The 23,318-nt window shown below is 65.4% G+C and carries 18 protein-coding genes and 3 pseudogenes; 2 read left to right on the top strand and 19 right to left on the bottom strand.

The genetic code is table 11. The features are described 5' to 3' along the window. Positions 1-50: 50 nt before the first annotated feature. From paaX to ACVWW1_RS43850, 7 genes and pseudogenes are all read right to left on the bottom strand, one after another. Positions 51-920 carry a phenylacetic acid degradation operon negative regulatory protein PaaX gene (gene paaX / locus ACVWW1_RS43880; protein ID WP_456660175.1) on the bottom strand — a complete coding sequence of 290 codons (870 nt, stop codon included), beginning with the start codon at positions 918-920 and terminating at the stop codon, positions 51-53. A gap of 215 nt (positions 921-1,135) precedes the next feature. Continuing rightward, on the bottom strand, positions 1,136-1,906 hold the full coding sequence (locus tag ACVWW1_RS43875) for an esterase/lipase family protein (RefSeq protein ID WP_456660174.1): 771 nt from the start codon (positions 1,904-1,906) through the stop codon (positions 1,136-1,138). A gap of 203 nt (positions 1,907-2,109) precedes the next feature. Further along, positions 2,110-3,393, bottom strand: coding sequence for a DUF445 domain-containing protein (locus ACVWW1_RS43870; protein WP_456660173.1), 1,284 nt, complete (start codon positions 3,391-3,393; stop codon positions 2,110-2,112). A gap of 220 nt (positions 3,394-3,613) precedes the next feature. After that, on the bottom strand, positions 3,614-4,090 hold the full coding sequence (locus ACVWW1_RS43865; protein ID WP_176532682.1) for a phasin: 477 nt from the start codon (positions 4,088-4,090) through the stop codon (positions 3,614-3,616). 181 nt (positions 4,091-4,271) lie between these two features. Then, complete coding sequence (locus ACVWW1_RS43860; protein ID WP_176532683.1) at positions 4,272-4,868, bottom strand: GNAT family N-acetyltransferase; 597 nt, start codon at positions 4,866-4,868, stop codon at positions 4,272-4,274. A gap of 26 nt (positions 4,869-4,894) precedes the next feature. Continuing rightward, positions 4,895-5,978: pseudogene (locus ACVWW1_RS43855) on the bottom strand (PHA/PHB synthase family protein). Further along, a complete protein-coding gene (locus ACVWW1_RS43850) occupies positions 5,975-6,358 on the bottom strand; it encodes a hypothetical protein (protein WP_207836260.1) in 384 nt (127 codons plus the stop codon). The pseudogene ACVWW1_RS43855 and the gene ACVWW1_RS43850 overlap by 4 nt, the downstream one beginning before the upstream one ends. A 181-nt stretch (positions 6,359-6,539) precedes the next feature. On the opposite strand from ACVWW1_RS43850, the gene ACVWW1_RS43845 reads away from it, so the two are divergent. Both ACVWW1_RS43845 and ACVWW1_RS43840 read left to right on the top strand, forming a co-directional pair. Then, positions 6,540-7,460, top strand: a complete 921-nt coding sequence (locus ACVWW1_RS43845) for an alpha/beta fold hydrolase (protein ID WP_456660172.1) — start codon at positions 6,540-6,542, stop codon at positions 7,458-7,460. 220 nt (positions 7,461-7,680) lie between these two features. After that, positions 7,681-8,145: a nuclear transport factor 2 family protein gene (locus ACVWW1_RS43840; RefSeq protein ID WP_456660171.1), complete on the top strand. Its 465-nt coding sequence runs from the start codon at positions 7,681-7,683 to the stop codon at positions 8,143-8,145. 153 nt (positions 8,146-8,298) lie between these two features. On the opposite strand, the gene ACVWW1_RS43835 is transcribed toward ACVWW1_RS43840, so the two are convergent. The 12 genes and pseudogenes from ACVWW1_RS43835 to ACVWW1_RS43780 all read right to left on the bottom strand — a co-directional run bounded on the left by ACVWW1_RS43835 (position 8,299) and on the right by ACVWW1_RS43780 (position 23,313). Continuing rightward, complete coding sequence (locus ACVWW1_RS43835) at positions 8,299-9,393, bottom strand: branched-chain amino acid ABC transporter permease (RefSeq protein WP_456660170.1); 1,095 nt, start codon at positions 9,391-9,393, stop codon at positions 8,299-8,301. Next, on the bottom strand, positions 9,390-10,256 hold the full coding sequence (locus tag ACVWW1_RS43830) for a branched-chain amino acid ABC transporter permease (RefSeq protein ID WP_456660169.1): 867 nt from the start codon (positions 10,254-10,256) through the stop codon (positions 9,390-9,392). Before ACVWW1_RS43830 ends, ACVWW1_RS43835 begins: the two co-directional genes overlap by 4 nt. 7 nt (positions 10,257-10,263) lie before the next feature. Further along, a complete protein-coding gene (locus ACVWW1_RS43825) occupies positions 10,264-10,968 on the bottom strand; it encodes an ABC transporter ATP-binding protein (protein ID WP_456660168.1) in 705 nt (234 codons plus the stop codon). Beyond that, positions 10,965-11,678: an ABC transporter ATP-binding protein gene (locus tag ACVWW1_RS43820; protein ID WP_456660812.1), complete on the bottom strand. Its 714-nt coding sequence runs from the start codon at positions 11,676-11,678 to the stop codon at positions 10,965-10,967. Before ACVWW1_RS43820 ends, ACVWW1_RS43825 begins: the two co-directional genes overlap by 4 nt. Before the next feature lie 80 nt (positions 11,679-11,758). After that, positions 11,759-13,061: pseudogene (locus ACVWW1_RS43815) on the bottom strand (ABC transporter substrate-binding protein). A gap of 108 nt (positions 13,062-13,169) precedes the next feature. Continuing rightward, a complete protein-coding gene (locus tag ACVWW1_RS43810; protein WP_456660167.1) occupies positions 13,170-14,960 on the bottom strand; it encodes an FAD-dependent oxidoreductase in 1,791 nt (596 codons plus the stop codon). A 35-nt stretch (positions 14,961-14,995) separates the two neighbouring features. Next, complete coding sequence (locus tag ACVWW1_RS43805; RefSeq protein ID WP_456660166.1) at positions 14,996-15,898, bottom strand: intradiol ring-cleavage dioxygenase; 903 nt, start codon at positions 15,896-15,898, stop codon at positions 14,996-14,998. A gap of 24 nt (positions 15,899-15,922) precedes the next feature. Then, entirely contained in the window at positions 15,923-17,044 is a 1,122-nt protein-coding gene (locus tag ACVWW1_RS43800) for a maleylacetate reductase (protein ID WP_456660811.1), read from the bottom strand. Positions 17,045-17,219: 175 nt separating this feature from the next. Beyond that, positions 17,220-18,107 (bottom strand): helix-turn-helix domain-containing protein, encoded by an 888-nt coding sequence (locus ACVWW1_RS43795; RefSeq protein WP_456660165.1) that lies wholly within the window; start codon positions 18,105-18,107, stop codon positions 17,220-17,222. A 122-nt stretch (positions 18,108-18,229) separates the two neighbouring features. After that, a complete protein-coding gene (locus tag ACVWW1_RS43790) occupies positions 18,230-18,904 on the bottom strand; it encodes a polyamine aminopropyltransferase (RefSeq protein WP_176532695.1) in 675 nt (224 codons plus the stop codon). Positions 18,905-18,949: 45 nt separating this feature from the next. Next, a pseudogene (locus ACVWW1_RS43785) lies at positions 18,950-22,184 on the bottom strand (bifunctional cytochrome P450/NADPH--P450 reductase). A 133-nt stretch (positions 22,185-22,317) separates the two neighbouring features. Further along, complete coding sequence (locus ACVWW1_RS43780) at positions 22,318-23,313, bottom strand: alpha/beta fold hydrolase (RefSeq protein ID WP_456660164.1); 996 nt, start codon at positions 23,311-23,313, stop codon at positions 22,318-22,320. Positions 23,314-23,318: the final 5 nt, after the last annotated feature.

Raw genomic sequence — 23,318 nt, 5'->3', positions numbered from 1 at the left:
CAGGAATATATAACACAAATTTCTAAATGCAATATATTTCTGTAATATGTTCAGACGCCCTCGAAACGACGCTCCACGGCCCCGTTGGGCTTCGGCAGCGGCCCGTCCTCGTTGGTTGCATGGTCGTCAAGCCATTGTTCCGACGGCGGAAGCAGCCCGCGATAGATCTCGCCGCAGAGTTTCCGGGCCGCCCTGCCCGGCCAGTCCTTCGGCAGCAGCTGATACGGCAGCAGCGGATCGCGCAGCACGACCCGGCGGTAGTGATGGATCAGCAGGATGCGCGCGGTGAAGGCGTCGGCATCGGTCAGCTTCTCGCCTCTGATGATCCAGCCGTGCAGCGGCTCGAACGTCTTCATGAACTTCAGATAGGCGTCCGCGGTGCGATCGAGCGGCCAGCTCTCGCTGAGCAGCCTGCGCCCGCTGTCATCCTCCGCGGAGACTTCCAGACGGATCGCGCGCGATGCCTCGCCGGGGATCGGCACGCCCGACGGCGCGACCCACACGCCCGGCAGCGGGCTGCCGAAGCCGGCATTCTTCAACGCCTCGCGCGCGGCATCGCGATCCTCGGCATTGCCGATCAACAGCAGCTCGAAGCGGCCGGTCCAGTCCGACGGCGGCGGATCGTAGATGTGCCTGGTTGCGGTGTCGAAGGTCTGCCGGCCCTTCGCATTCAAGCGATAAAAACTGTTGCGGCCGACCTTGTTGCGCTCGAGCCAGCCGTCGGCGGCGAGCCGCGACATCGCGGTGCGCACCACATTGCCGTCGATGTCGAGCGACTTGAAGAATTCGAGCAGCGTGCCGAGCCACACCGAGCCGCCGCGCGGCACGATGGAATCGCCGAACACGGTGATGATGATCGAGCCGGTGCGCGACGGCTCGCGCTTCAGCTGATCGACGATGCGGGCAAGCGGCTGTGGCATGCCCAACGCATAGCGCGTTTTGTCGATTCACGACAATGCGGCCGCTTGAGCCCCCTCGCCCCGCTGTTGCGGGGAGAGGGTTGGGGTGAGGGGCTGCCTCCGCAAAATGGATAGACGTGAGTGCGTGGAGACTCCCCCTCACCCGGTTCGCATCTGCGATGCGATCCGACCTCTCCCCGCAAGCGGGGCGAGGTGAACAGAGAGCTTCGCAACGCCTATCGATTGGGATCCGGATAGACGAAGCTGCGCCAGCCGCTGCGATCGAACGGCGCCCACTCGCCGTCCTTCTGCGCGAGGCGATCGGCGACCGCATAGACGACGGCCGGATGATGGCCCATGCCGCAATGGCTGCTCTCGACCTCGATGCTGTCGGTCATCGACGAGGCCCGCTCGCGGCAACCCTGCCAGGCGCAGACGCCGTCGGTGCGGCTGAAGATCGCGGTGGTCGGCACCGGCGGCGCGCTGGCGAGCGAGCCGCCGAAACGCTGGTCCTCTTCGTCGGCACGGCGCCCGCTGGCCATCTCGTAGACGCGCCAGGCGTTGGTCGACTTCGGGCCCGCGGCAAACGGGCTGCCGAGGGTGATCACCTGGCGCACGCGCTCAGGCATCATCTTGGCGAGCTGGCGCGCATAGAGACCGCCGAGGCTCCAGCCGATCACCGAGACCGTGCGGCCGCTGGTCTCGTTCATCTCCTGCAGCAGATCGACCATCCCGTCCTGCACGCCGGAGCGAAGCCCGAGGTTGCGGCCCTGGCGCCAGCCGCTGACGGCATAGCCCTTGCTCTTGAGGAAGTCGCGCAGCGGGCGCGTCGACATGTCGGAGGCGATCAGCCCGGGCAGCACCAGCACCGGATGCCCATCGCCGCGCGGCGCGAGGCTCAGCAGCGGCAATGCACCAAGAAAGGCACCGAGCTCGTGAATGGCGCGGCCTTCCAGAAACATCAGTGTCCTGGACGGCGGACGTAGCATCTGCGCAGCAACGGACATTTCAACTCCTCTTCGGCACGGCCCCTGACGTCTCGGCAGCCGGCAATGGAATCACAGGGATGGGTCAACAGGATTGACGCAAACCCGGCGGAATCGTTCCGCAACGCAACAATCAACCTTGAAAAGCTAGGGAACCGATCACTTTCGTGCAAGCGGCCCAGGTCACACTTGCCACAAGTAATGTGGCGCCCGTGCCCAATCGGTCACAGCAGCCGCAGCACATATTCCAGCGTGTAAAGTGCAAGCCCGGCAAGTCCGCCGATCAGCGAGCCGTTGAAGCGGATGTATTGCAGGTCCTTGCCGACATTGACCTCGATCAGGGATATCAATTGCTCCATGTCCCAGCTCTTCATCTGGTCGGCGATGAAGGTCGAGACACCGCTCTTCTGTTCGGCAACGACCGTGCGCAGGATCGCGACCAGGCCCTGGTTGATTTCAGCGCGCAGCTCGACGTCGCCATCGAGCGCGTCGCCGGCCTCGACGAACATCCGTGCCAGCTGATGCTGCAGCACCTGCGACTCGCCCGAGGCGCTGCGGTCGATGAAATCCTTGACGTTGGCCCAGATCGTGCGCCCGAGATTGGCCAGCTCCGGCCGCGCCATCAGAGCGCGCTTGAGACCGTCGATGCGATCGGCAAACGCCTTGTCGCTGCCGAGCCTGTCGACGAACGACAACAGCATGCGGTCGAACTCGCCGCGGAACGGATGTTGCGGATCGTTGCGCACTTCCTCGAAGAATTTCGTGGCCGAGGCGATGATCCGGTTCACCACGAATTTGTCGGCGCGATAGAGCCTTAAGAGCGTAGGCATCTCGGCGCGGACCTTGTCGCGGATCACGGCCATGGTCTCCTGCTGCGTCAGCGTCTGGTGCAACACGCGCAGGATGTCGTCGAGCAGGCCGCCATGCTTGCCCTCCTGCACGAAGCCGCGCAGCGCGCCGGCCGCAAGCGGCGCAAGATCGATCGAGAGCACCTGCGTCGTGACGCGGCGGCTGATGAATTGCATCAAGCCCGAGCTCTCGGTCGCCGCAAACGCTTCGGGCAGCATCCGCAGCACGAAGCGGGCGAGATCCTCGGAACGCTTGCGGTCGCGCAGCCAATCGGCGATGAAGCTGGCGAAATCGATCTCGCGCAGCTTGGCCTCGACCGGCCCGGCTTCCAGAAAATTGTTCTCGATGAATTCGCCGAGCTTCTCGGCGATGCGCTCCTGATTGCTCTGGATGATCGCGGTGTGCGGGATCGGCAGCCCCAGCGGCCGCTTGAACAGCGCGACGACGGCATACCAGTCGGCGAGGCCGCCGATGGTCGCGGCCTCGGCGAATGCCGCGATGAAGCCGAAGGCGGGATGCACCGCAAGCAGCGCCTTCGAGGCGATGAAGATGATGAGGGTGGCCGCCAGCACGCCGGTCGCCAGCCACTTCACACGCCGCAGCTCGGCCGCGCGTTCGGCATCGACGGGCGTTGCGATGAGGGCGGCAGGAAGGGTCATGGGGATAGAGCAAGCTCTCGCACTGGCCGCACACTAGCCGTCATTGCGAGCGAAGCGAAGCAATCCATTTCGCCGCTCGCGGAGAGGTGGATTGCTTCGTCGCTGTCGCTCCTCGCAATGACGGCAGGCGCGACACCAATGAGGTATGAGAAGCACCGCAAAAAAGAAGGCCCGCAAAATGGCGGGCCTTCGAAAAGGGCAGTGGTCAATGCAAGCGCGATCAGGCGGTCTTGCTGTAGACCTTGGCGAAGTTGTCCTGCGCGGTCTTCGCACCGTCGGTGACGAGCTTGCCGAGATACTCGGTGGTGGCCTTCGCCCGCGAGACGAACAGTTCGCCACGCGCACGGACCATGTCCGACTGGATCTGGGCGGCTTCGCTCAGCGACTTGGCGGAAGCGAGCTTGTCGATACCGGCGAAGAACGCCTCGGCGTCCTGGTAGAGCGCCTGCTGGATGTTGCGGCTGATCTTGGCGGCTTCGGTCACCGAACCGGCAACCGCGGTCTCGATCACGTTGGTCACCTTCTCGGAGCCGGCATACGCGTCGGCGGCGCGGGTCTTGGCGGCCTCGGCCTGCTTCTTCACGAACTCACGGGCGGCTTCCGGAACTTCCATGTTCTGGAGCTTGGTGAACGCCTCGGTGACGGGCGCGAAGGCTTCCTTGACGCTGTTCAGCACGGAATTGGTTTCGGTGGTCATTGGGGTCTCTCCATCCTCAGGTTTGAGCTATGGGCTCACCCCGTCCGGATTGGCCCGGGGCAAGGCTGTTGTGTCACAATTCATGATGCACCGCAACATCAATGTTGCAGCGCGATATCACGAACCTGTGAACAGCATGAAGATCCGGCAGATTGCCTAAGGAACCAGCGATTTACGGTTCCTAATTACCGCCAACTGCCTCGGACACCCCGTATGCTTCCATCTGCGCCCGGACTTGAGCCACGTTGTGCCCGAGCACGACGATGTCGTGGGTCTTGCCCTCGACGTCGCGGACATGGTCGCGCAGCAGGGCCTCCGCCTTGAAGCCGAGGCTTTCGAACAGCGCGATCGCCGCCCGCTGGTCGACCGTCATCTGCACCGAGAACTTCTCCAGCCCGGCGCCGAGCGCGATGGCGAAGGTCTCCTGCGACAGGGCCCGGCCGACGCCCTGCCCGCGCACGTCGAGCGACACCACCATCCGGATCTCGCCGACGTGCGGCGACCAGGAGTGCGGATCGCGCACCAGGGTGCCGCAGCCCACCACCTTGCCGTCCTTGATCGCAAGCAGGCTCGTGATGTCGCCGCGCTCGATCTCGTTGATCCAGGCCGACAGCACCTTCGGCTGGCTGATGTTGCGCGGCAGGAACAGCAGGTCATGCGTCGGCAGTTTCTGCGCGAAGGCCAGCACCGCGGCCTCGTCGGCCCGCTTCATCAGCCGGAACTCGATGTCGCCGGCCTCGGTCTTGACGTGGCGCGGATAGGAACGTTGTTCGGTCATGTCGATCTCTCTTAAGTCGACCCTTCTTAGGTCGATCTCCTGCTCAACCAGGAGTCCAGTTTCGGCCACAGCCGCTTGATTGCATTGGCGCCGGCGACCAGCGAGACGTGACCGCCTTTCAGCATCACCTCCTCCTTGTCCTCGGAGCCGATCTTGGTGATCAGGTGCTTTGCCGCGTCATACGGCACGATGTGGGTCGTGCTCCGCGACCGCATGCAGGATCGGCACCTTGATGTCGGCGAGTTTGGCCGCGCGGCCGCCGACCGTCATGGTGTCGTTGAAGAGCTTGTTGTCCCACATCAGGTCCTTGGTGATGGCGCGGAAATATTCGCCGGCGAGCGGCAGCGTGTCGGTCGCCCAGCGGTCGAACATCCGGTACGACTTGACGAACTCGTCGTTCCAGATGTTGTCCCAGAGCTGGATCTGGCCGACGACGCGCGCGGCCGGCCGCAGCATGTCGAACGATTGCAGGATCAGTTCGGGCGGCATGTTGCCGGTGCTGTCGATCAGGCGGTCGACGTCGAAGTAGCGGCGGTCGGCGAAATTCGAGAACAGCTTCATCTCGCGGAAATCGATCGGCGTGGTGAAGCAGATCAAATTCTTCATCGGCCCGTCGTTGAAGATCGAGCCATAGAGCAGCGACAATACGCCGCCGAAGCAATAGCCGATCACGGAGACTTCCTTTTCACCGGAGTCCTGCTGCACTCGGCGGATCGATTCCGGAATGAAGTCGAGGACGTAGTCCTCCATGCGCAGCGATTTCTCCTCGGGCTTCGGCGCGGTCCAGTCCAGCATGTAGACGTCGAAGCCGCGCTTCAGCAGGAACTCGATGAAGCTCTGCCCCGGCACCAGGTCGAGGATGTAGCCGCGGTTGGTGGTCGCCATCACGATCAGGACCGGCACGCGATAGACCTCACTGGCCTGCGGCCGGTAATGATAGAGGTTCATGGTGCCGCGCGAATACAGCACGTCCTTCGGCGTCGAGCCGAGCTCGGGGCCGGAGCTGGAGAAATACTCGACGCCCTTGATGCTGCGCTGGATCGCACGCTGCACCTCGGACTGTACCCGTTCGGAGATCGAGGCGAAATCAAACCCGGTGGGAGCATTCATTTGCTGTCTCCCTCGGATGGCGGGCGCTTGGTGCGCGGCGGCCGTGGCGTCGCGCCGTAGCCGTCGTCCGGCGCCAGCGAATTGTGGTGCACCTGCTGCAGCAGCGTCTTGATCTCGTTGAGCTGGGTCTCCATCGACTGCAGGCGCTCGGCCATGCCGACGAGCTGGGCGCGGCTCGGCAGGTTCATCGCCAGCAGATATTTCTCCATCATCTCGCCGAGCTGCTTCTGCGCGCCCGCCGCGGCGCTGCCGGCCTGATTCATTACCTTGGAGAATTCAGGCGAGCTCATCAACTGGTTGCCGAAGGAGTTGAACCCCTTCTCCATCTCGCCAATCATCGCCTGCCAGATCACGGCAGGGTCGTTGCCCTTGTCGGCCATGAGGCCCTCCTCCACGTCAATTCCGAGCGCTTGTCGCGCTTCCGTTTGTTTGTGCCATACGACACTGTTGCCGCTGATCGGTCAACAGTGCGGCGCGCCCGGCGACGTCGAAGCTCTTCTGCGCTGCGTCAAACCGTGGCAGCATGCAGGTTCCTGACCGCGAATCCAGGAGAGGACGCACGTGACCACGCTCGCCCATCAGTTGCCGCAACTAACCCGCGCCAATGGCATAGAGATCTGCTACGAGATTTTTGGCGATGCGAATGCGGAGCCGCTGCTTTTGATCATGGGCCTCGGCGCCCAGATGATCCATTGGGACGACGAATTCTGTCGCCAGCTTGCTGCGCGCGGTTTTCGCGTGATCCGGTTCGACAACCGGGATATCGGCAAGTCCTCCTGCATGAGCGGCGGCAAGCGGCTGACCGCACTTGAACTGCTGAAGCTGCGCTTCCTGAAGATTCCGGTCGCAGCGCCTTACCGGCTGGCCGACATGGCGCGGGACACGATCGGATTGATGGATGCGCTCGGCATCCGCACCGCGCACCTTGTCGGCGCCTCGATGGGCGGCATGATCGCGCAGGAAGGTGCGATCACCTTCCCCGAGCGCGTGCGCTCGCTGACCTCGATCATGTCGACCACCGGCAATCCAAAGGTGCCGGGGCCGACCCGCGAGGCGACCGCGGTGCTGATGGCGCCGCCGCCGAAGAGCAAGGAGGAGTACTTCGTGCGCTTCGGCCAGACCTGGAAGGTGCTGCGCAACGGCTCGTTCCCGGAAGATGAGGCACTTGATCCGGAACGCGCGCTGCGCACCTTTGAGCGCGGCCTCAATCCGGAGGGCGTCGGCCGCCAGCTCCGCGCCATCCTCGCCTCGGGCAGCCGCAAGGAGCGCCTGCGCAGCGTCAAGGCGCCGACGCTGGTGATCCACGGCACCGTCGATCCGCTGGTGCATCCCGAAGGCGGCAAGGACACCGCGGTCTCGATCCCCGGCGCAAAGCTCCTGATGATCGAGGGCATGGGCCATGCGCTGCCGATCCCGATGTGGCCGCAGATCATCGACGCCATCGACAAGCACGCGCATGGGGCTGCGGTGAAGGCGGCGTGAGGCTAGAGCGTTTTCGAGCGAAGTGGATACCGGTTCGCGTCAAGAAAACGCGTCAAAACAAGAATCCAGAGTCCCGTTCCGGTTCAATCGGAACGGGGCTCTGGGTATCTTCCGGTGACCATGTGAGCCAGGGGTGCGTTCTTCCGGCTGGCGCGCGGAGGCTGTAGACAGCGCGATGCACTGCGCGGGTCGCGCGCCATCAACCACCGGGAGTCACCAGATGAAGACCCTTCTCCGGCCGCGGACAGCCGTCGCCGCTCTCTTCCTCGCGCTCGCATCTTCCGCCGCGACGGCGGCCGCCAGCGACGCGCAGCAGGAAGCCAACCGCAAGGCGGTGCTGGCCTTCTACGAGAAGGGGCTGAACCAGAAGGACGCCGACGCGGCGCTCGCCTATGTCGGCAACCGCTATGTACAGCACAATCCCGGCGCGGCCGACGGCCCCGACGGCTTCCGCAAATTCATTGCCTTCCTGCGCGAGAAGTTTCCGAACTCGCACAGCGAGATCAAGCGTTCGTTCGTCGACGGCGACTACGTGATCCTGCACGTCCACGCGGTGCGCGAGCCTGGCACCCGCGGCAATGCGATTATCGACATCTTCAAGCTCGAGGACGGCAAGATCGTCGAACACTGGGACGTGGTGCAGCCGGTTCCGGAGAATCCGGCGAACAGCAACACGATGTTCTGAGAACGGACCTCAGAGAGCGGCCGGGATCTTCGGCGCTAGAGCGCGATGAGATTAGGTCGAATAGCACCGCGAAGGCGGTTCGCTCCCTCTCCCGCTTGCGGGGGAGGTGAGCCAGTCCGCCGCAAGACCGATTCAACCTGACATCATCTTGCTCTAGCGGCTGCGGCCGAGCCAACGCTGTGTCGGGAATAGCTGCACCTGCCAGCGTCGCGCTGCCGCGCCCCACACGCCCCTTGGCATGAACAGCATGATCAGGATAGCGAGCGTGCCGAGCACGACCAGATACAGGCTGCCATACTGGGCGAGCCAGGTGAGGAGGCCCCACAGCAGGAGCACGCCGACCATCGGGCCTTCGATGGTGCGCACGCCGCCGATCACGACGATGAAGATGACGTAGGCGGTCCAGTCGGTGACGCTGAAGGCCGCGTCAGGCGAGATGCGCGCCTTCTGCAGATAGACCACCGCGCCGACCATGCCGGTGGCGAAGGCGACCGCGATCCACAGCGCATGGCGAATCCGCGCGGTGCGGACGCCGACGCTGCGCGCGGCCGCTGCGTTGTCGCGGCTTGCCGCCAGCGCGAGGCCATGGCGCGAGCGGATGAAGGCGTAGATGCCGAGCGTGACCAGCACGGAGAGCAGCAGCGCCAGCCAGTAGACCAGCACATCGCGCGCGGCCGCCGGCCGCAATCCGAGCAGCGCCTGCACCGCCTTCAGCCCGACCATTTGCGACAGTTCGCTCGGCGAGATCGACATCCCGGTGCCGCCGCCGAGCGACTTTAACTGGGCGCAGATCAGCCGCAGCGCTTCAGCGGCCACCCAGCTGCCGATCGCGAAATACGGTCCCTCCAGCCGGAACAGCAACGGGCCGAGCACCGCCGCGATCAGCGCCGCGAACAGCCCGGCCAGCGGGATCGCCGCAACGGGGTCGAGCCCGGCCAGCACGATGCCGCCAAACAGCGCATAGGCGCCGAGCCCGACAAACGCCTGCTGCCCGACCGACACCAGCCCGCCCCACCCGGCCAGCACGTTCCAGAGCTGTGCCAGTGTCAGCATGGTGAGGACGAAGATCAGATCCTGGATCAAATTGCGCGAAGCAATCGTGGGCAGCGCGGCAAGCACCACCACCAGCGCGATGCCGACGACGGCAGCTCCGCGCGATAAGCGTGTGCCGACCCGAGTTTGCCAGACCGGCAGATCCGCCGGACGTTGCTCCCGGCTTGCCGGGACATGGATGCTTTCGACGCTCATGTCCGCCTCGCCGGAAACAGACCGCGCGGCCGCACCATGAGCACGGCAAGGAAGGCGAGATGGCCAGCCAGGATCTGCCACTCCGGATTGATCCGCCCCCCGATCGCCTGCGCCAGCCCGAGCACGATGCCGCCCGCCAGCGTCCCCCACAGACTGCCGAGACCGCCGATGATCACGGCCTCGAACGCATAGAGCAGCCGCGCCGGGCCGATCGACGGATCGAAGCTGGCGCGGATGCCGAACACGACAGCGGCAATCACCGACACCGCGAGCGACAGCCCGACCGCAATGGCGTAGACATTGCGCTCATTGACTCCCATCAATTGCGCGATCGCGGGATTGTCGGCGGTGGCGCGGAAGGCGCGGCCGAGCGAGGTGCGGTAGAAAATGAGCTGCAGCAGCGCGACGGCGGCGATCGCCGTCACCAGCGCCGTGAGCGGCGCCAGCCCGACACTCAGGCCGGGGGCCAGCGTCACCGACGAGGATTCGAACGCGCCCGCCTGCAACCGCCGACTGTCCGCGCCGTAGCCGAGCAGCAACCCGTTCTGGATCACGATCGACAGGCCGAAGGTGACCAGCAGCGGCGGCAGAATGTCGTCGCCGAGCACGCGCTCCAGCACCAGCCGCTGCAGCACGAAGCCGAGCACGAACATCGTCACGACGACCAAGAGGGCTGCGGCCGCAAACGGCAGGCCGAGCGCCGTGGTCGCGCTGAGCACCAGATAGGCCGCGAGCAGGATCAGGTCGCCATGCGCCAGATTGACGAGCCGCATGATGCCGAAGATCAGCGACAGGCCGAGCGCGAACAGCGCATAGACGCCGCCGAGCAGCACGCCCTCGATGATGGTATCGAACCCGCTCATGGCTCCCTCATGCTCCGAAATAGGCCGCGCGGATCGTGTCCTGATCCACATCCTTCGGCCGCCCGCTCAGCGTGACGCGACCTTCCTGCAGGCAATAGAAGCGATCGGCGGCCCGCAGCGCGCGGGCGATGTCCTGCTCGACCAGCACGACCGCGGTGCCGCCCGAACGAATCTGCGGCAGCATGCGGTAGATGTCCTCCACCACGATCGGCGCGAGGCCGAGGCTGATCTCGTCGCACAGCAGAACCTGCGGGTTCGACATCAGCGCGCGGCCGATCGCCACCATCTGCTGCTGACCGCCCGACAGCGCCGTGACGGCGCCCCGCCGCCGCTCCTTCAGCACCGGGAACATCCGGTAGACCGCGGCGAGATCCCAGGGAGTTGTTCGTTCACCGCCGTAGGCGCCGATCAGCAGGTTCTCCTCGACGCTGAGCGAAGGAAACAGCTGGCGGCCCTCGGGGACCAGCGCAAGGCCGAGCCGCACGATGCGGGCGGCGGACGCATCGCCGATCGCCCGACCGCCGAGGCGGATGGCATCGGACCGGTTCTTCACGAGCCCGGCCAGCGACTTCAACATGGTCGATTTGCCGGCGCCGTTGGCGCCGATCACCGCGACTGCCTCGCCTTCGCTCAGCTCGAAGTCGATGCCGAACAGCGCCTGGAAGTCGCCATAGAACGCATCGAGCGCCGTGACGTTGAGCAGCGCGGTCATGCCGGCACTCCCATGTAGATGGTCTCGACCTCGCGCGACCGCATCACCTCGACTGGTGCGCCTTGCGCGACCACCTTGCCGAAGTTCAGCACCACCAGCCGCTGTACCACCGCGAGCAGCGCGTGCACCACATGCTCGATCCAGATGATGCCGACACCTTCGGCGTGGATGGTGCGGATGGTCTCGACCAGTTCGTGACATTCGGCATCGGTGAGACCGCCTGCGATCTCGTCGAGCAGCAGCGTGCGCGGCTTGGTGGCGAGCGCCCGCGCCAGCTCCAGCCGCTTGCGATCGAGCAGCGGCAGGCTGCCGGCGAGCCGGTTGGCCTTGGCTTCGAGGCCGGTCAGATCAAGCATGCGGCCGCAATGCTGGACCGCATCGGCGTCCGAGAGGCCGCCACCGAACAAGGCCGCGACCGCAAGGTTCTCGAACACCGAGAGGTGGTCGAACGGCTGCGGGATCTGAAACGAGCGCCCGATGCCGGCGCGGCAGCGTGCCTCGGGAGCGAGAGCCGTGATGTCGACGCCATCGAGGACGACGCGGCCGGCATCCGGCCGCAGCAGCCCGGTGATCAGGTTGAACAGCGTCGATTTGCCGGCACCGTTCGGCCCGATCACGCCCAGCGCCTCGCCGGACACGAGCGTCAGGTCGATCGCGTCGGCAACGACGATGGCGCCGAACCTTTTCGAGATGGCATGGAGTTCGAGCATGGTGGCCCACTGGATGATTGCGGCGGCGAGAAGATGCGTGGCAGCGCCACGCATCTGCTGCCTTCGATGACGTGCTTGCGCTAGCTCAGCGCCTGCATGTCGCCGCCGAGCGGGATCTGCGGCGCCAGCTTGTTGTCCGTGATCACCATGTCGTACTTGTCGCCATTGAGCCGCCACTGGCCGCCGACCAGCGGTGTCTTGGCGATGTTCTTCGCAGCGAATGGCGGCACCGCGCTGGAGCCGAACGCGACCTGGCCCACGATCGTATCGAGCTTGGTGGCGCCGATCGCTTTCGCGAGCGCCGCGCCATCGTCCGGATCGCCGGAGCGCTTGATCGCGTCGATCGCGACCTCGAACAGCGAATGCACGAAGCCGATCGGCTGGCGTCCACTGCTTGCCGGAGGCCTGCTCATATCCCTTGGCAAGATCGGCCGCGCTGACGCCGCTGAGGCTCGACTTGTAGGGATGCGTCGGCGTCCACCAGACCTCGGTCGAGATGTTGTTGCCGCCCTTGCCCAGCGCCTGCACCGACGCGGGGAACAGCAACGCCTTGGCGACCGACACGACCTTCGGCTTCAGCCCCTTCTGCCGCGCCTGATTCCAGAACGTGGTGAAGTCGGGCGGGATGATCACGCCCGTGATGATCTCGGCATCGGCGCCACGGAAGGCGGCAATCTGCGAGCTGAAATCATCGGTGAGATTCTGGAAGCGGCCGGGATCGGTGAGCTTGAAACCCTGCTTGGCCATGACAGGCGGGAAGCCGATCGTGGTGTCGCCCCAGGCATTGCCGTCGGCATCGTTCGGGAACAGCGCGCCGACCGATTTGTTGGTCGCGACCTGGCTCCACATGCTGGTGAAGACGCCGATCACGTCCTCGAGGCCCCAGAAATAATGGAAAGTGTAGTCGAACGGCTTCCAACTCTTGGGGTCGCCGGGATTGGCCTGCCGGCCGATGAAATTGGTCTGCCATGGTGCGACGGTGGAGATGCATGGCACCTGTTCGAGCTCGCACTGCGTCGCCACCGGGTTGTTGGTCTCCGGCGTCGCGCCGACCACGATCAGGCTGACATTGTCGCGGGTGATCAGCTCCTTGGCGACCTCAGCGGCGCGGTTCGGATTCGACTGGCTGTCCTTGGTCACCACCTCGACCGGATAGGTCTGCGATCCGACCTTGACGCCATCCTTGATGAATTTCCGGAATTCGCCGAGCACGAAATCGTCGGCTTCGGCGAAGGCAGCGAGTGGTCCGCTCTTCGGCGAGACATAGCCGATCTTGATCGGCTTGTTGGCGGCCCGGACGGCCGGTGAGAACAACGTGGTCGCGCCTGCGGCGGCGAAACCGCCGGCGATGCCTTGCAGCACGCGGCGGCGATCGAAAGACATGGTGACGTTCAAATGGTCTTTGCTCATTTTCCCCTCCTTGTGGCGAGCCGGTTGCACGCCGGCTGCCGTTCATTTCGTTCTGAAAAGAATTGCCGGCGTCGCGCCGCATCACGCGGCGGCGACGGACTTCGTTTGCGCCCTTGCGCTGCGGCCGAGGATCTGGCCGAACACGTCGAGCAGCACATCGGAGGCATTCCCCGCCGCCTCCCTGGCGCGCCAGGCGACATACATGTCGGGGCGCACCAGCACGCAGCCATCCTCGTCCACCTCGCTCTGGCGATACCAGTCGGCATAGATGTCGAGCGCATCGCAGCCTTGCGGGCCGATCGTCACCACATCGAGCGGCAGGCCGTAGGCCTTCTCGACAGCGGCGGCGGCCGCCTTCCAGCCATCGCCGCCGATCCCGGTGAGCAGCGTGAAGCGGCCCTTGCCGGTGAGATCGAGCGTCGACTTCCGCTCGCCCTGATGCTCGACCCAGACATGCGGCAAATGCGCGCCGGGCCAGGTGGTGGCCTGATAATACAGCTCGTGATCGCGAGCGAAGGCGGGCATCGGCGTGCCATCGGACACCACGGCGGTCGAGCCGTAGCGCTGGTTCATCTCGACGCCGTGGCAGTTGAACTCGTAGCTCTTGTTGGCGATCGCCTCATAGAGCTTCTTGCGACGCGCCTTGCCCTCGGCGGTCGGTGCCTTGCGCGCAGCGATCGCCTTGCGCGCCTCGACCGGGTCGGTCGAAGCAACGAGGCCCACCGCCTCGAAGATCGGCGGGAAGTCGCCGATGCTCTTGTTGGCGCGGGTCACGATCTGCTTGCCGACCGGCTGGCGCTCGGCCGAATAGGTTTGCAGCAGCGACGGCGCCGCGTGACCCTCGAGCACCAGTTTCAGCTTCCAGCACAGATTGAAGGAATCCTGGATCGAGGTGTTGGAGCCGAGGCCGTTGGTCGGCGGATGGCGGTGCACGGCGTCGCCGACGCAGAACACGCGACCGGACGAATAGTGGCCGGCATACATCTCGTTCACGGTCCAGGTCGAGGTGGAGCGCACCTTGACCTCGAGGGTCTCGTCGCCGACGAGATTGCGCACGATCGAGATCGCCTCGTCATTGCTGAGCTTGCGCTCGCCCTGCTCCATATCGTAGCCCCAGATGATCAGCCACTCATTCCATGGCCGCACCATTCGGATCAGGCCGGCACCGATGCCGCCGATCTCGGCACCGGGCTGCAGCACCCAGTACAGCACGCTCGGCCGATGCGCGACGTACTTGCTCAAGTCGGCCTGCACGATGATGTTCATGCTGCCGGCGCGGCCCATCTGGCCCTCCATCGGCAGTCCGATCACTTCGGCGACCCGGCTGCGGCCACCATCGGCGCCGATCAGATATTTGGCGCGGATCTGATAGGTCTCACCGGACAGGCGATCCTTCACGGTCGCCGTGACGCCGTCGGCATCCTGCACCAGGTCGACGAACTCGGTGTTGAAGCACAGCGAGGTGCCGCGCTGGCCGGCGGCCTCGATCAGGATCGGCTCGAGGAAATTCTGCGGCAGGTCGCAGATGCGCGCGGGACTGGCGAGATCGTAATCAGCCTTGCGCGAGGGATGGTTGCCCCAGGAATACAGCCGGCCGAACTCCTCGCCGGCGAGGCTCTCGCAGAACACGTTGTTGGCCATCAGATGCTGCGGCACGGCCTGCGCGACGGCCTTCTCCTCGAGGCCGAGATCGCGCAGCACCTCCATCGCGCGCTGGTTGGTGATGTGGGCGCGCGGCGTATCGGCCAGCCAGCCATATTTCGTCACCAGGATGTGCTTGACGCCATACATGCCGAGCAGCGCCGCCGCCGTCGCGCCGGCCGGGCCACTGCCGACGACAAGGACGTCGGTCTCGATCGGTTTGCTGGTCATGGTCCTCTCCTTGGTCGTCTTGTTGGTTGCGATCGTCATTCCGCGGCCATCATGGGCTTCGGCACCAGGCCCGCGCCTGGCTTCATCTGGAAGTCGTAAGTCATCAGATGCCATCGGCCGGAAACCCGCTCGTCGTTCGGCAACGCCGGTTCGTTGCGCGGCTCGACGCGCGCAATGAGTTCGTCCTTGACGCCGAACACCACGTCGCTGCGCAGATATTCGTCGCCATCGAGGAAGACGTGGGTGATCAGCGGCTCATAGCCCTCGGCCTTGACCAGGAAATGCACGTGCGCCGGCCGCATCGGATGGCGTTGCGTGGCGGTGATGAGATCGCCGACCGGGCCATCGGTCGGGATCGGATAGCTGCACGGCAGGATAGTGCGGAAGGAGAAGCGGCCGTCGGCATCGGTGACGAAGCGCGCGCGCAGCGATGGGCCATGAGCCGCATAGTCCGCCTTCTGCGAATCGTAGAAGCCGTCGTCGTCGGCGTGCCAGACGTCGATCTCGGCACCGGCGAGTGGTTTTCCGGCTAGGTCGGTGACGCGGCTCTGCACGAACATCACTTCACCGTCGATGCCCTCCGAGATGCTGGCGCCGTGCGGTGTGACGCGGTGCTCGCCGACATAGAACGGGCCGAGCACCGTGGTCTCGGTGGCGCCCTCGCGCTCGCGGTGATTGACCGCGTCGACCAGCATCGAGACGCCGAGCACGTCGGAGAGCAGGATGAACTCCTGGCGCAGCGGCGTGCAGGTCTGGCCGGTGCGGGTCAGGAATTCGATCGCCTGATTCCATTCCTCGAACGTGAGCTCGGTGCGGCGCACCAGATCATGCAGCGACTTGACCGTCTCCTCGATGAGGAATTTCAGCCGCTTGTTCGGCGTATTGGCGAAGCTGCTGATCACCTCGTCGGTGAGGTCATGCTCGTTGAAATTGGCCATCGTGTTGTCCTTGATCTTGAGATGTCAGTGCTGGATGGGCGCGTCGCCGCGCCAGGCTGCCGCGATCAACTGCTCGATCGGGGCGCGATCGATCGGTCTGGGGTTGGCATAGGGGTTGCGCACCGCCATCTCGGCAGCGCGCGCGATGCCCTCCTCGGGCATCCCGATGTCGGAAAGCGCGCGCGGCAGCTCGAGTTGCCGGGCAAGGTCAAACAGGCCCTGCGGCGCATTGGCGCTGTGCAACGCTCGTGCGACACGGGTCATCGCCTCCGGCGCCGCGGCGGCGTTGTAGGCGGCCGCGTGGGGCAGCACGATTGCGTGGGTTTCGGCATGCGGCAGATTGAACATGCCGCCCAGCACGTGGCAGAGCTTGTGGTGCAGCGACATCCCGACGGCACCGAGGCAGACGCCGCATAGCCACGCGCCGTAGAGCGCGTCGCGGCGGGCGCCGGGATCGGCCGGTGCCGTCATGATGCGCGGCAATGCGCGGGCGAGCGCGGCGATGCCGTCCTCCGCCATCAGCGAGGTCAGCGGGTTGGCATCAGGCGCATAAAGCGCCTCGACGGCATGCGCGATTGCGTTCAAGCCGCTGGCGGCGGAGATGTGCGGCGGCAGGCTGACGGTGAGATCGACGTCGTAGATGACAGTGTCCGGCACCAGATCCTGGGAATGCTGCGTGGTCTTGATGCCGTTGCTGGTTTCGCCAAGGATCGGCGTCATCTCCGAACCGGCATAAGTGGTCGGCATCGCGATATGCGGCAGCCCGGTGCGCAGCGACAGTGCCTTGCCGAGCCCGACCGTCGAGCCGCCGCCGATCGCGACCAGCCCATCGATGTCGCTGGACTCCACCATGCGAAGCGCTTCATTGGTGACCTCGACCGGCGTATGCATGCGTGCGCCTGCAAACAGTCCGGCAAGCCTGTCGCGGAGGCCTGCGCCGAGCCGGCGCCCGAGGTCCTGCTGCTCGCTCGTGGTCAGCACCAGCGCCCGCTTGATGCCAAGGCGCTCGCTCTCCTCGCCAAGCCGCGCCGAGGTGCCGGTGCCGAACACCACGCGATATTGCTGCGAGCAATAGGCAAAGGTGCCCTGGCCGGCATCACCGGCCGCCGCAACGGACGCAATGGATGCGCCTCCGGCATCCGGCATCGCGACACTCATGGCATTTCTCCCAAGCCGGCGAACCGGCAATCTCGTCTTGTTGGGAGAAAGCTAGCGGCGGGCGGCCACGGCGCGCCTGCACGAAACCGGAGAAAATCTGCACGAAACCGGAAAAATCATCCGCAGGCTTGGCGCTAGCGCCCCCGCCCGTCCGAGCCGCCCGCTAATGGCTGCGCCGGTATCGCCCCGGCGTCACGCCGGTGAAGCGGCGGAACATGCGCGTAAAATGCTCCTGATGGGAGAAACCGCAGGCCAGCGCGATGTCGGCGAGGCTCTGCGTCTCGTCGGCAAGCAGCGCCCTGGCGCGCTCGATGCGCAGATTGAGCACGTATTGGTAGGGCGAGACGCCGCTGGTCGCCTTGAACAGGCGCACGAAATATTCGGTGCTGCGGCCGCACAGCTCCGCCAGTTGGTCGAGCCGGATATCGCTATCGAGATTGGCGTCGACGAATTCGCGGATGCGCGCCATCTGCCTGACGCTCAGCAGGTTCGGATGCTTGCCGGCCTCAACGCTCGGCTTGTGGAAATTGATAGCGACGAAGCGGTTGGCGATCGCCTGCGCGATCGGGTCGACGAACAGCGACGAGGCCGGCAGGCCGCTGGTGATGGTGTCGCCGATCGCCGCGGCGAGATGCTCCAGCACGGCATCCTGATCGCCGAGCATCGGCGAGAGCCCACCGATCAGGCTCGCCGCCCCGTCCCGGCCCGCGAACAGATCGGAGCGCAGATAGATGTGGGTGGATTCCAGCGCCTCGCGCAGCACCACGTTGCTGGCGTGCCCGGCCGGCAGGAAGAACACCCCTCCGCGCGGGATCTGCCGGGCAACCGACTTGCCGTCCATCACATAGGTGATGTCGACCGGGCCACCCCGGTGCAACACCATCAGATTGTCGGAGAGCGCGTGGAAGTGCCCGTCAAACGGCCGCTCACGCTGGACCGAGGCATACGCGGACGACCAGCCGAGCCCTTCGCTCGAGCCGCGGAATTCGGCCTGGAAACGGTCCAGGATCCCGTGCGTCTCCTGCACCCCAAAATTCGACGTCGCCTGCATCCGACAGACCAAGGGCTCGAGGCTTCGGTGCCGCGAGTGAAACCCAACGGCCCTCGATTTTCAACACAATCGAACCGAACGGCGCTTCTGGAGGTCTTGCTGCGTCGCAATAGCGGCGCCTGCTACTCCTTGACCGCGATCCAGATCACGTGGCGCACGCCGCGGCCTTGGCCGGTGGCGCGGACGGCGACTTCGTTGACGGCGAACCCGGCGCGGGACAGCGATTTCGGGAACTTGGCGTTCGGACCGGACGACCAGACGGCGAGCACGCCGCCGCGCTGCAGCGCCGTGTGGGCGATCTTGAGTCCTGAGATGTCATACAGCGCGTCATTGGCCTTGCGGGTCAGGCCTTCCGGGCCGTTATCGACATCGAGGAGAATGGCATCGTAGGTGCGCGGATTGCGCTCGATCACATCGGCGACATCGACCTCCTGCACGCTCACGCGCGGATCGTTCAGGCTGTCGCCGAAGATCTCGGCCATCGGGCCCCTCGCCCAAGCGACTACTGCCGGCACCAGCTCGGCCACCACGATTTCCGCCTCGGGTCCAAGCACGGTGAGCGCCGCCCGCAGCGTGAAGCCCATGCCGAGGCCGCCGATGAGAAAACGCGGCCGTGCGACCTTCTCGATCTTCTTTGCGGCGAGCGTCGCCAGCGCGGCTTCCGAGCCCGACAGACGGCTGTTCATCAGCTCGTTAGTGCCGAGCATGATCGAGAACTCGCGGCCGCGCCGCATCAGGCGCAATTCACCTTCGGTGCCAGGAATGCGCGCGGTATCGATCTTTTCCCAGGGAATCATGCGGCGGCTTGTAGCATGGCCGGCACGCTTGCCGAAGGCGCGCGGCTAGCCTCCGGCCCAGACGTCGAGCACGTAGCGGTTCCTGGTTCCCATCTCCTCGATCCAGCGCGCGGCGGCGCCAGTGTCGGCACCGGTGCGGTCGCGATAGATCGACATCAGGGTCGCCTTGACGTCAGGCTCCATCTTGCCGCCATCGCCGCAGACATAGACGATCGCGCCCTTCTCGATCAGTGCCCAGACCCGATCCTTCTGCCCGGCGACGAGCTGCTGCACATAGGTCTTCGGCCCGTCGGCGCGCGAGAAGGCGGTGTGGAGTTCACCGACGCCATCGGCGGCGAACGCCTTCAGCTCGTCCGCATAGATGAAGTCCTGCTCCGGATGGCGGCAGCCGAAGAACAGCATCGCAGGGCCCAGCGTCGCGCCTTTTGCCTTGCGCGCGGCGCGCTCCTGCAGGAAGCCGCGGAACGGTGCGAGCCCGGTGCCCGGCCCGATCATGATGATCGGCACGGCGTTGTCGTCGGGCAGGCGGAAGCCGGCCTTGGTCTCCTTGATCGTGGCATGGATGGTGTCGCCGGCGCGGCGGCGCGCCAGATAGTTCGAGCAGACGCCCTTGTAGATGCCGCGGCCAGAGCTCGCGGGCGCCTCGACGACGCCGACGGTGACGCTGCAGCGCTGCGCCTCGCCGGCCGGAGACGACGAGATCGAGTAATAGCGCGGTGCCAGCAGCGACAGCATTTCGAGGTAAAGGTGGAACGGCAGCTCGCAGGCCGGATATTCCTCGAGCAGGTCGAACACCGATTTGCGCCTGGCCAGCACCTCGGCGCGATAGCGCCCGGCGGAAGCCTCATCGTCGCCGACATAGGCCATCAGCTTCGGCTTGGTCACCGGGCATCGGGTGTGCTCGGCCATGATCTGGATCTGCTTGCGGGTCGCGACCTGCTGCAACTCGACGAACTCGGTGAGCAGCCGCCCGACCGACACGGCGTTGCCGACCGGCAGCTGCGCGCGGCGGCCTTCCGACACCTGCAGACGGATCTGGTCGGCCGGCAGGAAGCCGAACCGGCGCGCAACGGAATCGACCAGGGTCGGATCGTTGCGCGGCACCACGCTGAGATGATCGCCGACGCGATATTTCAGGCTGGCCGGCAGCTCGACCTCGATATGCCGGGTCGAGCGTTCCGACGGATGGGCACCTTCCTTGGTCTGCAGCTCGTTGTTGGCGAGCACCTTCATCGGCACCGCGCCACCCTGCGTCACGATGGTGTTGACCGCGCCCTGCGCCACCGGCTCGATCGCGTAGAGCGGCTCGTCCTCGGCGGTGCGGGTGAAATTCCAGTCGATGCCGAATTCCTTGGTCGCGACCTTCGCGGCCTCCGGGAACCATTTCTGGAACTGGCCGTCGAGATCGCTGCGCGCATCGCCCTCGCCGCGCGGATAGACGGCGCGCGCGCCGTGCTTGGTCAGCTGCTCGTCGATGAAGCGCGGCACCGACTGGTAGGTCGCGGCCCAATCGCTGTTGCCGCAGCCGAATACCGCGTAGCGCACCTTGGCGAAGGCATCCTTCGGCAGGTCGCCTTCCAGCCATTTGACGAATTGCGTCGCATTGTCGGGCGCCGCGCCGTTGTAGGAGGCGCAGATGATCAGGACGCCGCCCCTCCTCCGGCAGCTTGCCGACATAGTCGTCCAGCGGACCAAGCCGGGTGGCGAAGCCGTTGATCTCCGACAGATCCGCCATGCGGGTCGCCAGCTCCTCGGCCGAGCCGAGGTTGGAGCCGTAGAGCACCAGCATCGGCGTGTTGTGACCGGGGCGCGTGGTCGGCGCGCGCGGTGCCTTCGGCGCGACCGCAACGGCGCCCGTGCTGCCGGCGAACGCGCCGCGATCCTTGTCGTCGCGCGGCCGCACCTTGATCCTGAAGCCGTCGGGCTTGACGGTCAGCGTCTCCTTCAGGTGCATCTGGTAGCGATGCACGTCGAGCAGTCTGAAGCGCTGCAGGATCATGCCGATCGCGAGCGCCGCCTCGTGCATGGCAAAACCGCGGCCGATGCAGGCGCGCTGCCCGTTGCCGAACGGCTTCCAGGCGTTGATCGGGCGCTTGGCCTCCGCCTCGCGGCTGAAATTCTCTGGATCGAACACATCGGGGTTCGGGCCCCAGACCGAGGGATCGCGGTGCAGCGCCATCACAAGGATGGTGATGAAGGTGTTCTTCTTGAGCTTGTACTTGCCGCCGATCGTCTCGTCGTTGAGCGGCGCGATGCCGTAGGCCGGCGCCGGCGGCCACAGCCGCAACGCTTCCTTCAGGCATTGGGTGACGTAGGTGAGCTGCGTCACCTGCTGATAGGTCGGTCTCGCGTCGACGTCGGGACCAAGGACGCGATCGACCTCCTCATAGGCCTTCTTCAGCACCTCGGGATGCTTCAACAGCGCATAGATCGTGCACGACAGCAGGCCGCTGGTGGTCTCGTGGCCGGCGATCAGGAAGGTGTTGATCTGATAGCGGATGTTGACGTCGTCGAGCTGCTCGCCGGTGGCACGATCGACGCCGGTCATCATCGCGGCCAGCATGTCCTTCTTGTCGCTGGTCACGTCGGTATTGCCGCGACGTTCGGCGATGATCTCGTCGACCATCTTGTTCATGAAGGCGACGTCGTCGGCGAGCGTCTTGCGCCGCTTCTGCATCCACAGACCCTCGAGCGGCAGGCCGCGGGTCATCATGATGGTCTCGAGCGAGCGCACCAGCGATTCCACGAACGGGTGGTAGTCGCGGCGGTAGAACGAATTGAAGCGGTAGTCGAAGCCGCACAGCCCGATGGTGTCGAGGGTCAGCGCCGTCATGTCGTGGACGACCTCGATCTCCTCGTCGGCGTTGAGGCGCTCCCATTTCTTGACCAGCTGCTCGGCGATATCGACCATGCTCGGGTGATACGACTGCATGGCGCGGTTGCCGAACGGCTGCATCAGGATGTTGTGCGCCTTGCTCCAGTTCGGCTCCTTGGTGTCGGCGGTGAACAGCCCGTCGCCGCCGACCGCACGCACCCGGCGCAGCGAGCCGCGCACCGCCTTGTCGAAGCGCTTCTCGTCGGAGAGCTCGTCGACCAGATCGTGACCGGAGACGATCACGATCGGCGCGCCCATCATGTCGAGCCAGAAGATCGGCCCGAGCTCCTTGGAGAGCTTCACCAGATGCTGCACCGGCGCGGTCGAGTCCAGCGACAGCATGTTGCCGACCACCGGCTTCGTCGGCGGATGCGGAATCGGACTCAGTCTGTTGCCGGACGCCATATCGGAAGTGCCCCCTCACTACGTCGTCATCCTGAGGAGCGCGCACCGCGCGCGTCTCGAAGGATGGCCGCTTGCTCCAGTCCCTCTCATCCTTCGAGGCGCGCCGAAGCCGGCGCGCACCTCAGGATGACGCCTAGCCGAATTTTCGCTTACGCCACTCGATCAGCTTGGCGCTGACCTCGTCCGGCTTTTCCTGCTGTGTCCAATGGCCGCTGTCGTGGACCAGATATTTTTCGAGGTCCGGCACCAGCTTCTCCATGCCATCGGCGGCAGACGGCGGCAGCACCGCGTCGTTCTCGGCCATGATCATCAGCGACGGCACGCGCACGTGATGGTCCAGCCCGGCCGAACGTTCCCAGTTGCGGGTGAAGTTGCGATACCAGTTGATGCCGCCGGTGAACCCGGTCTTGCTGAAGGTGTCGACGAACACCTTCTTCTCCTCCGCCGACAGGATCGGCGTCCGCGGATCGTGCTTGGCGTCGTAGTTCGCGATCATCTGCGGGAACGCCAGGTTCAGCCGCGCCGAGGCGCCGACGCCGGCGATCGGCTGTTCCTCCGGCGTGCCCGGCGGGCGCGCCGCCGGCTTGCGCATGAAGGCATCGAAGGTCTGCTCCACGCGGCTGCCGAAGATGCGGTCGGGCTCGCGCGCCGGATCCTGGAACTGGACGATGTACATCTGGTCGCCGAAACGCTGGCGGAACAGCGCGATCGGGTCCATCGGCGCGCGGTTCAAATGCGGCGTGTTGACGCCGACGACGCCGGCGACCCGCGACGGATGCCTAAGCGGCATCTGCCAGACGACAAAGCCGCCCCAGTCGTGACCGACGAAGATCGCCTTGTCGATCTTGAGATGGTCGAGCAGGCCGACGAGATCGCCGGTCAGGTGCTCCATGTCGTAGGCCTCAACCGGCTCCGGCCGATCGGTCGCGCCATAGCCGCGCTGATCCGGGGCGATCACCCGGATGCCGGCCTCGCCCAGCGCCTTGATCTGATGGCGCCAGGAGAACGCCAGTTCAGGCCAGCCGTGGCACAGCACCACGGGCGGCGCGTCGGTCCTGGGGCCTGCTTCGTAGAACCCCATGCGGATGCCGTTGGTCTCGGCGAACTGCAGCGGTGGCATTTCGATCATTGACA

The sequence above is a fragment of the Bradyrhizobium sp. JR3.5 genome (assembly GCF_054057015.1).
The sequence above is the reverse complement of the archived record's forward strand: the minus strand, read 5'-3'. Positions and strand labels throughout refer to the sequence as shown.

Excerpts from the sequence above, each read along its gene's own strand:
- ACVWW1_RS43830 (WP_456660169.1), bottom strand. The coding sequence starts at position 10,256 with ATGAGCGGGTTCGATACCATCATCGAGGGCGTGCTGCTCGGCGGCGTC.
- ACVWW1_RS43875 (WP_456660174.1), bottom strand. The coding sequence starts at position 1,906 with ATGTCCGTTGCTGCGCAGATGCTACGTCCGCCGTCCAGGACACTGATG.
- ACVWW1_RS43820 (WP_456660812.1), bottom strand. The coding sequence starts at position 11,678 with ATGCTCGAACTCCATGCCATCTCGAAAAGGTTCGGCGCCATCGTCGTT.
- ACVWW1_RS43860 (WP_176532683.1), bottom strand. The coding sequence starts at position 4,868 with ATGACCGAACAACGTTCCTATCCGCGCCACGTCAAGACCGAGGCCGGC.
- paaX (WP_456660175.1), bottom strand. The coding sequence starts at position 920 with ATGCCACAGCCGCTTGCCCGCATCGTCGATCAGCTGAAGCGCGAGCCG.
- ACVWW1_RS43850 (WP_207836260.1), bottom strand. The coding sequence starts at position 6,358 with ATGGCCGACAAGGGCAACGACCCTGCCGTGATCTGGCAGGCGATGATT.
- ACVWW1_RS43810 (WP_456660167.1), bottom strand. The coding sequence starts at position 14,960 with ATGACCAGCAAACCGATCGAGACCGACGTCCTTGTCGTCGGCAGTGGC.
- ACVWW1_RS43835 (WP_456660170.1), bottom strand. The coding sequence starts at position 9,393 with ATGAGCGTCGAAAGCATCCATGTCCCGGCAAGCCGGGAGCAACGTCCG.
- ACVWW1_RS43825 (WP_456660168.1), bottom strand. The coding sequence starts at position 10,968 with ATGACCGCGCTGCTCAACGTCACGGCGCTCGATGCGTTCTATGGCGAC.
- ACVWW1_RS43790 (WP_176532695.1), bottom strand. The coding sequence starts at position 18,904 with ATGATTCCCTGGGAAAAGATCGATACCGCGCGCATTCCTGGCACCGAA.
- ACVWW1_RS43780 (WP_456660164.1), bottom strand. The coding sequence starts at position 23,313 with ATGATCGAAATGCCACCGCTGCAGTTCGCCGAGACCAACGGCATCCGC.
- ACVWW1_RS43840 (WP_456660171.1), top strand. The coding sequence starts at position 7,681 with ATGAAGACCCTTCTCCGGCCGCGGACAGCCGTCGCCGCTCTCTTCCTC.
- ACVWW1_RS43795 (WP_456660165.1), bottom strand. The coding sequence starts at position 18,107 with ATGCAGGCGACGTCGAATTTTGGGGTGCAGGAGACGCACGGGATCCTG.
- ACVWW1_RS43800 (WP_456660811.1), bottom strand. The coding sequence starts at position 17,044 with ATGCCGGATGCCGGAGGCGCATCCATTGCGTCCGTTGCGGCGGCCGGT.
- ACVWW1_RS43865 (WP_176532682.1), bottom strand. The coding sequence starts at position 4,090 with ATGACCACCGAAACCAATTCCGTGCTGAACAGCGTCAAGGAAGCCTTC.
- ACVWW1_RS43805 (WP_456660166.1), bottom strand. The coding sequence starts at position 15,898 with ATGGCCAATTTCAACGAGCATGACCTCACCGACGAGGTGATCAGCAGC.
- ACVWW1_RS43870 (WP_456660173.1), bottom strand. The coding sequence starts at position 3,393 with ATGACCCTTCCTGCCGCCCTCATCGCAACGCCCGTCGATGCCGAACGC.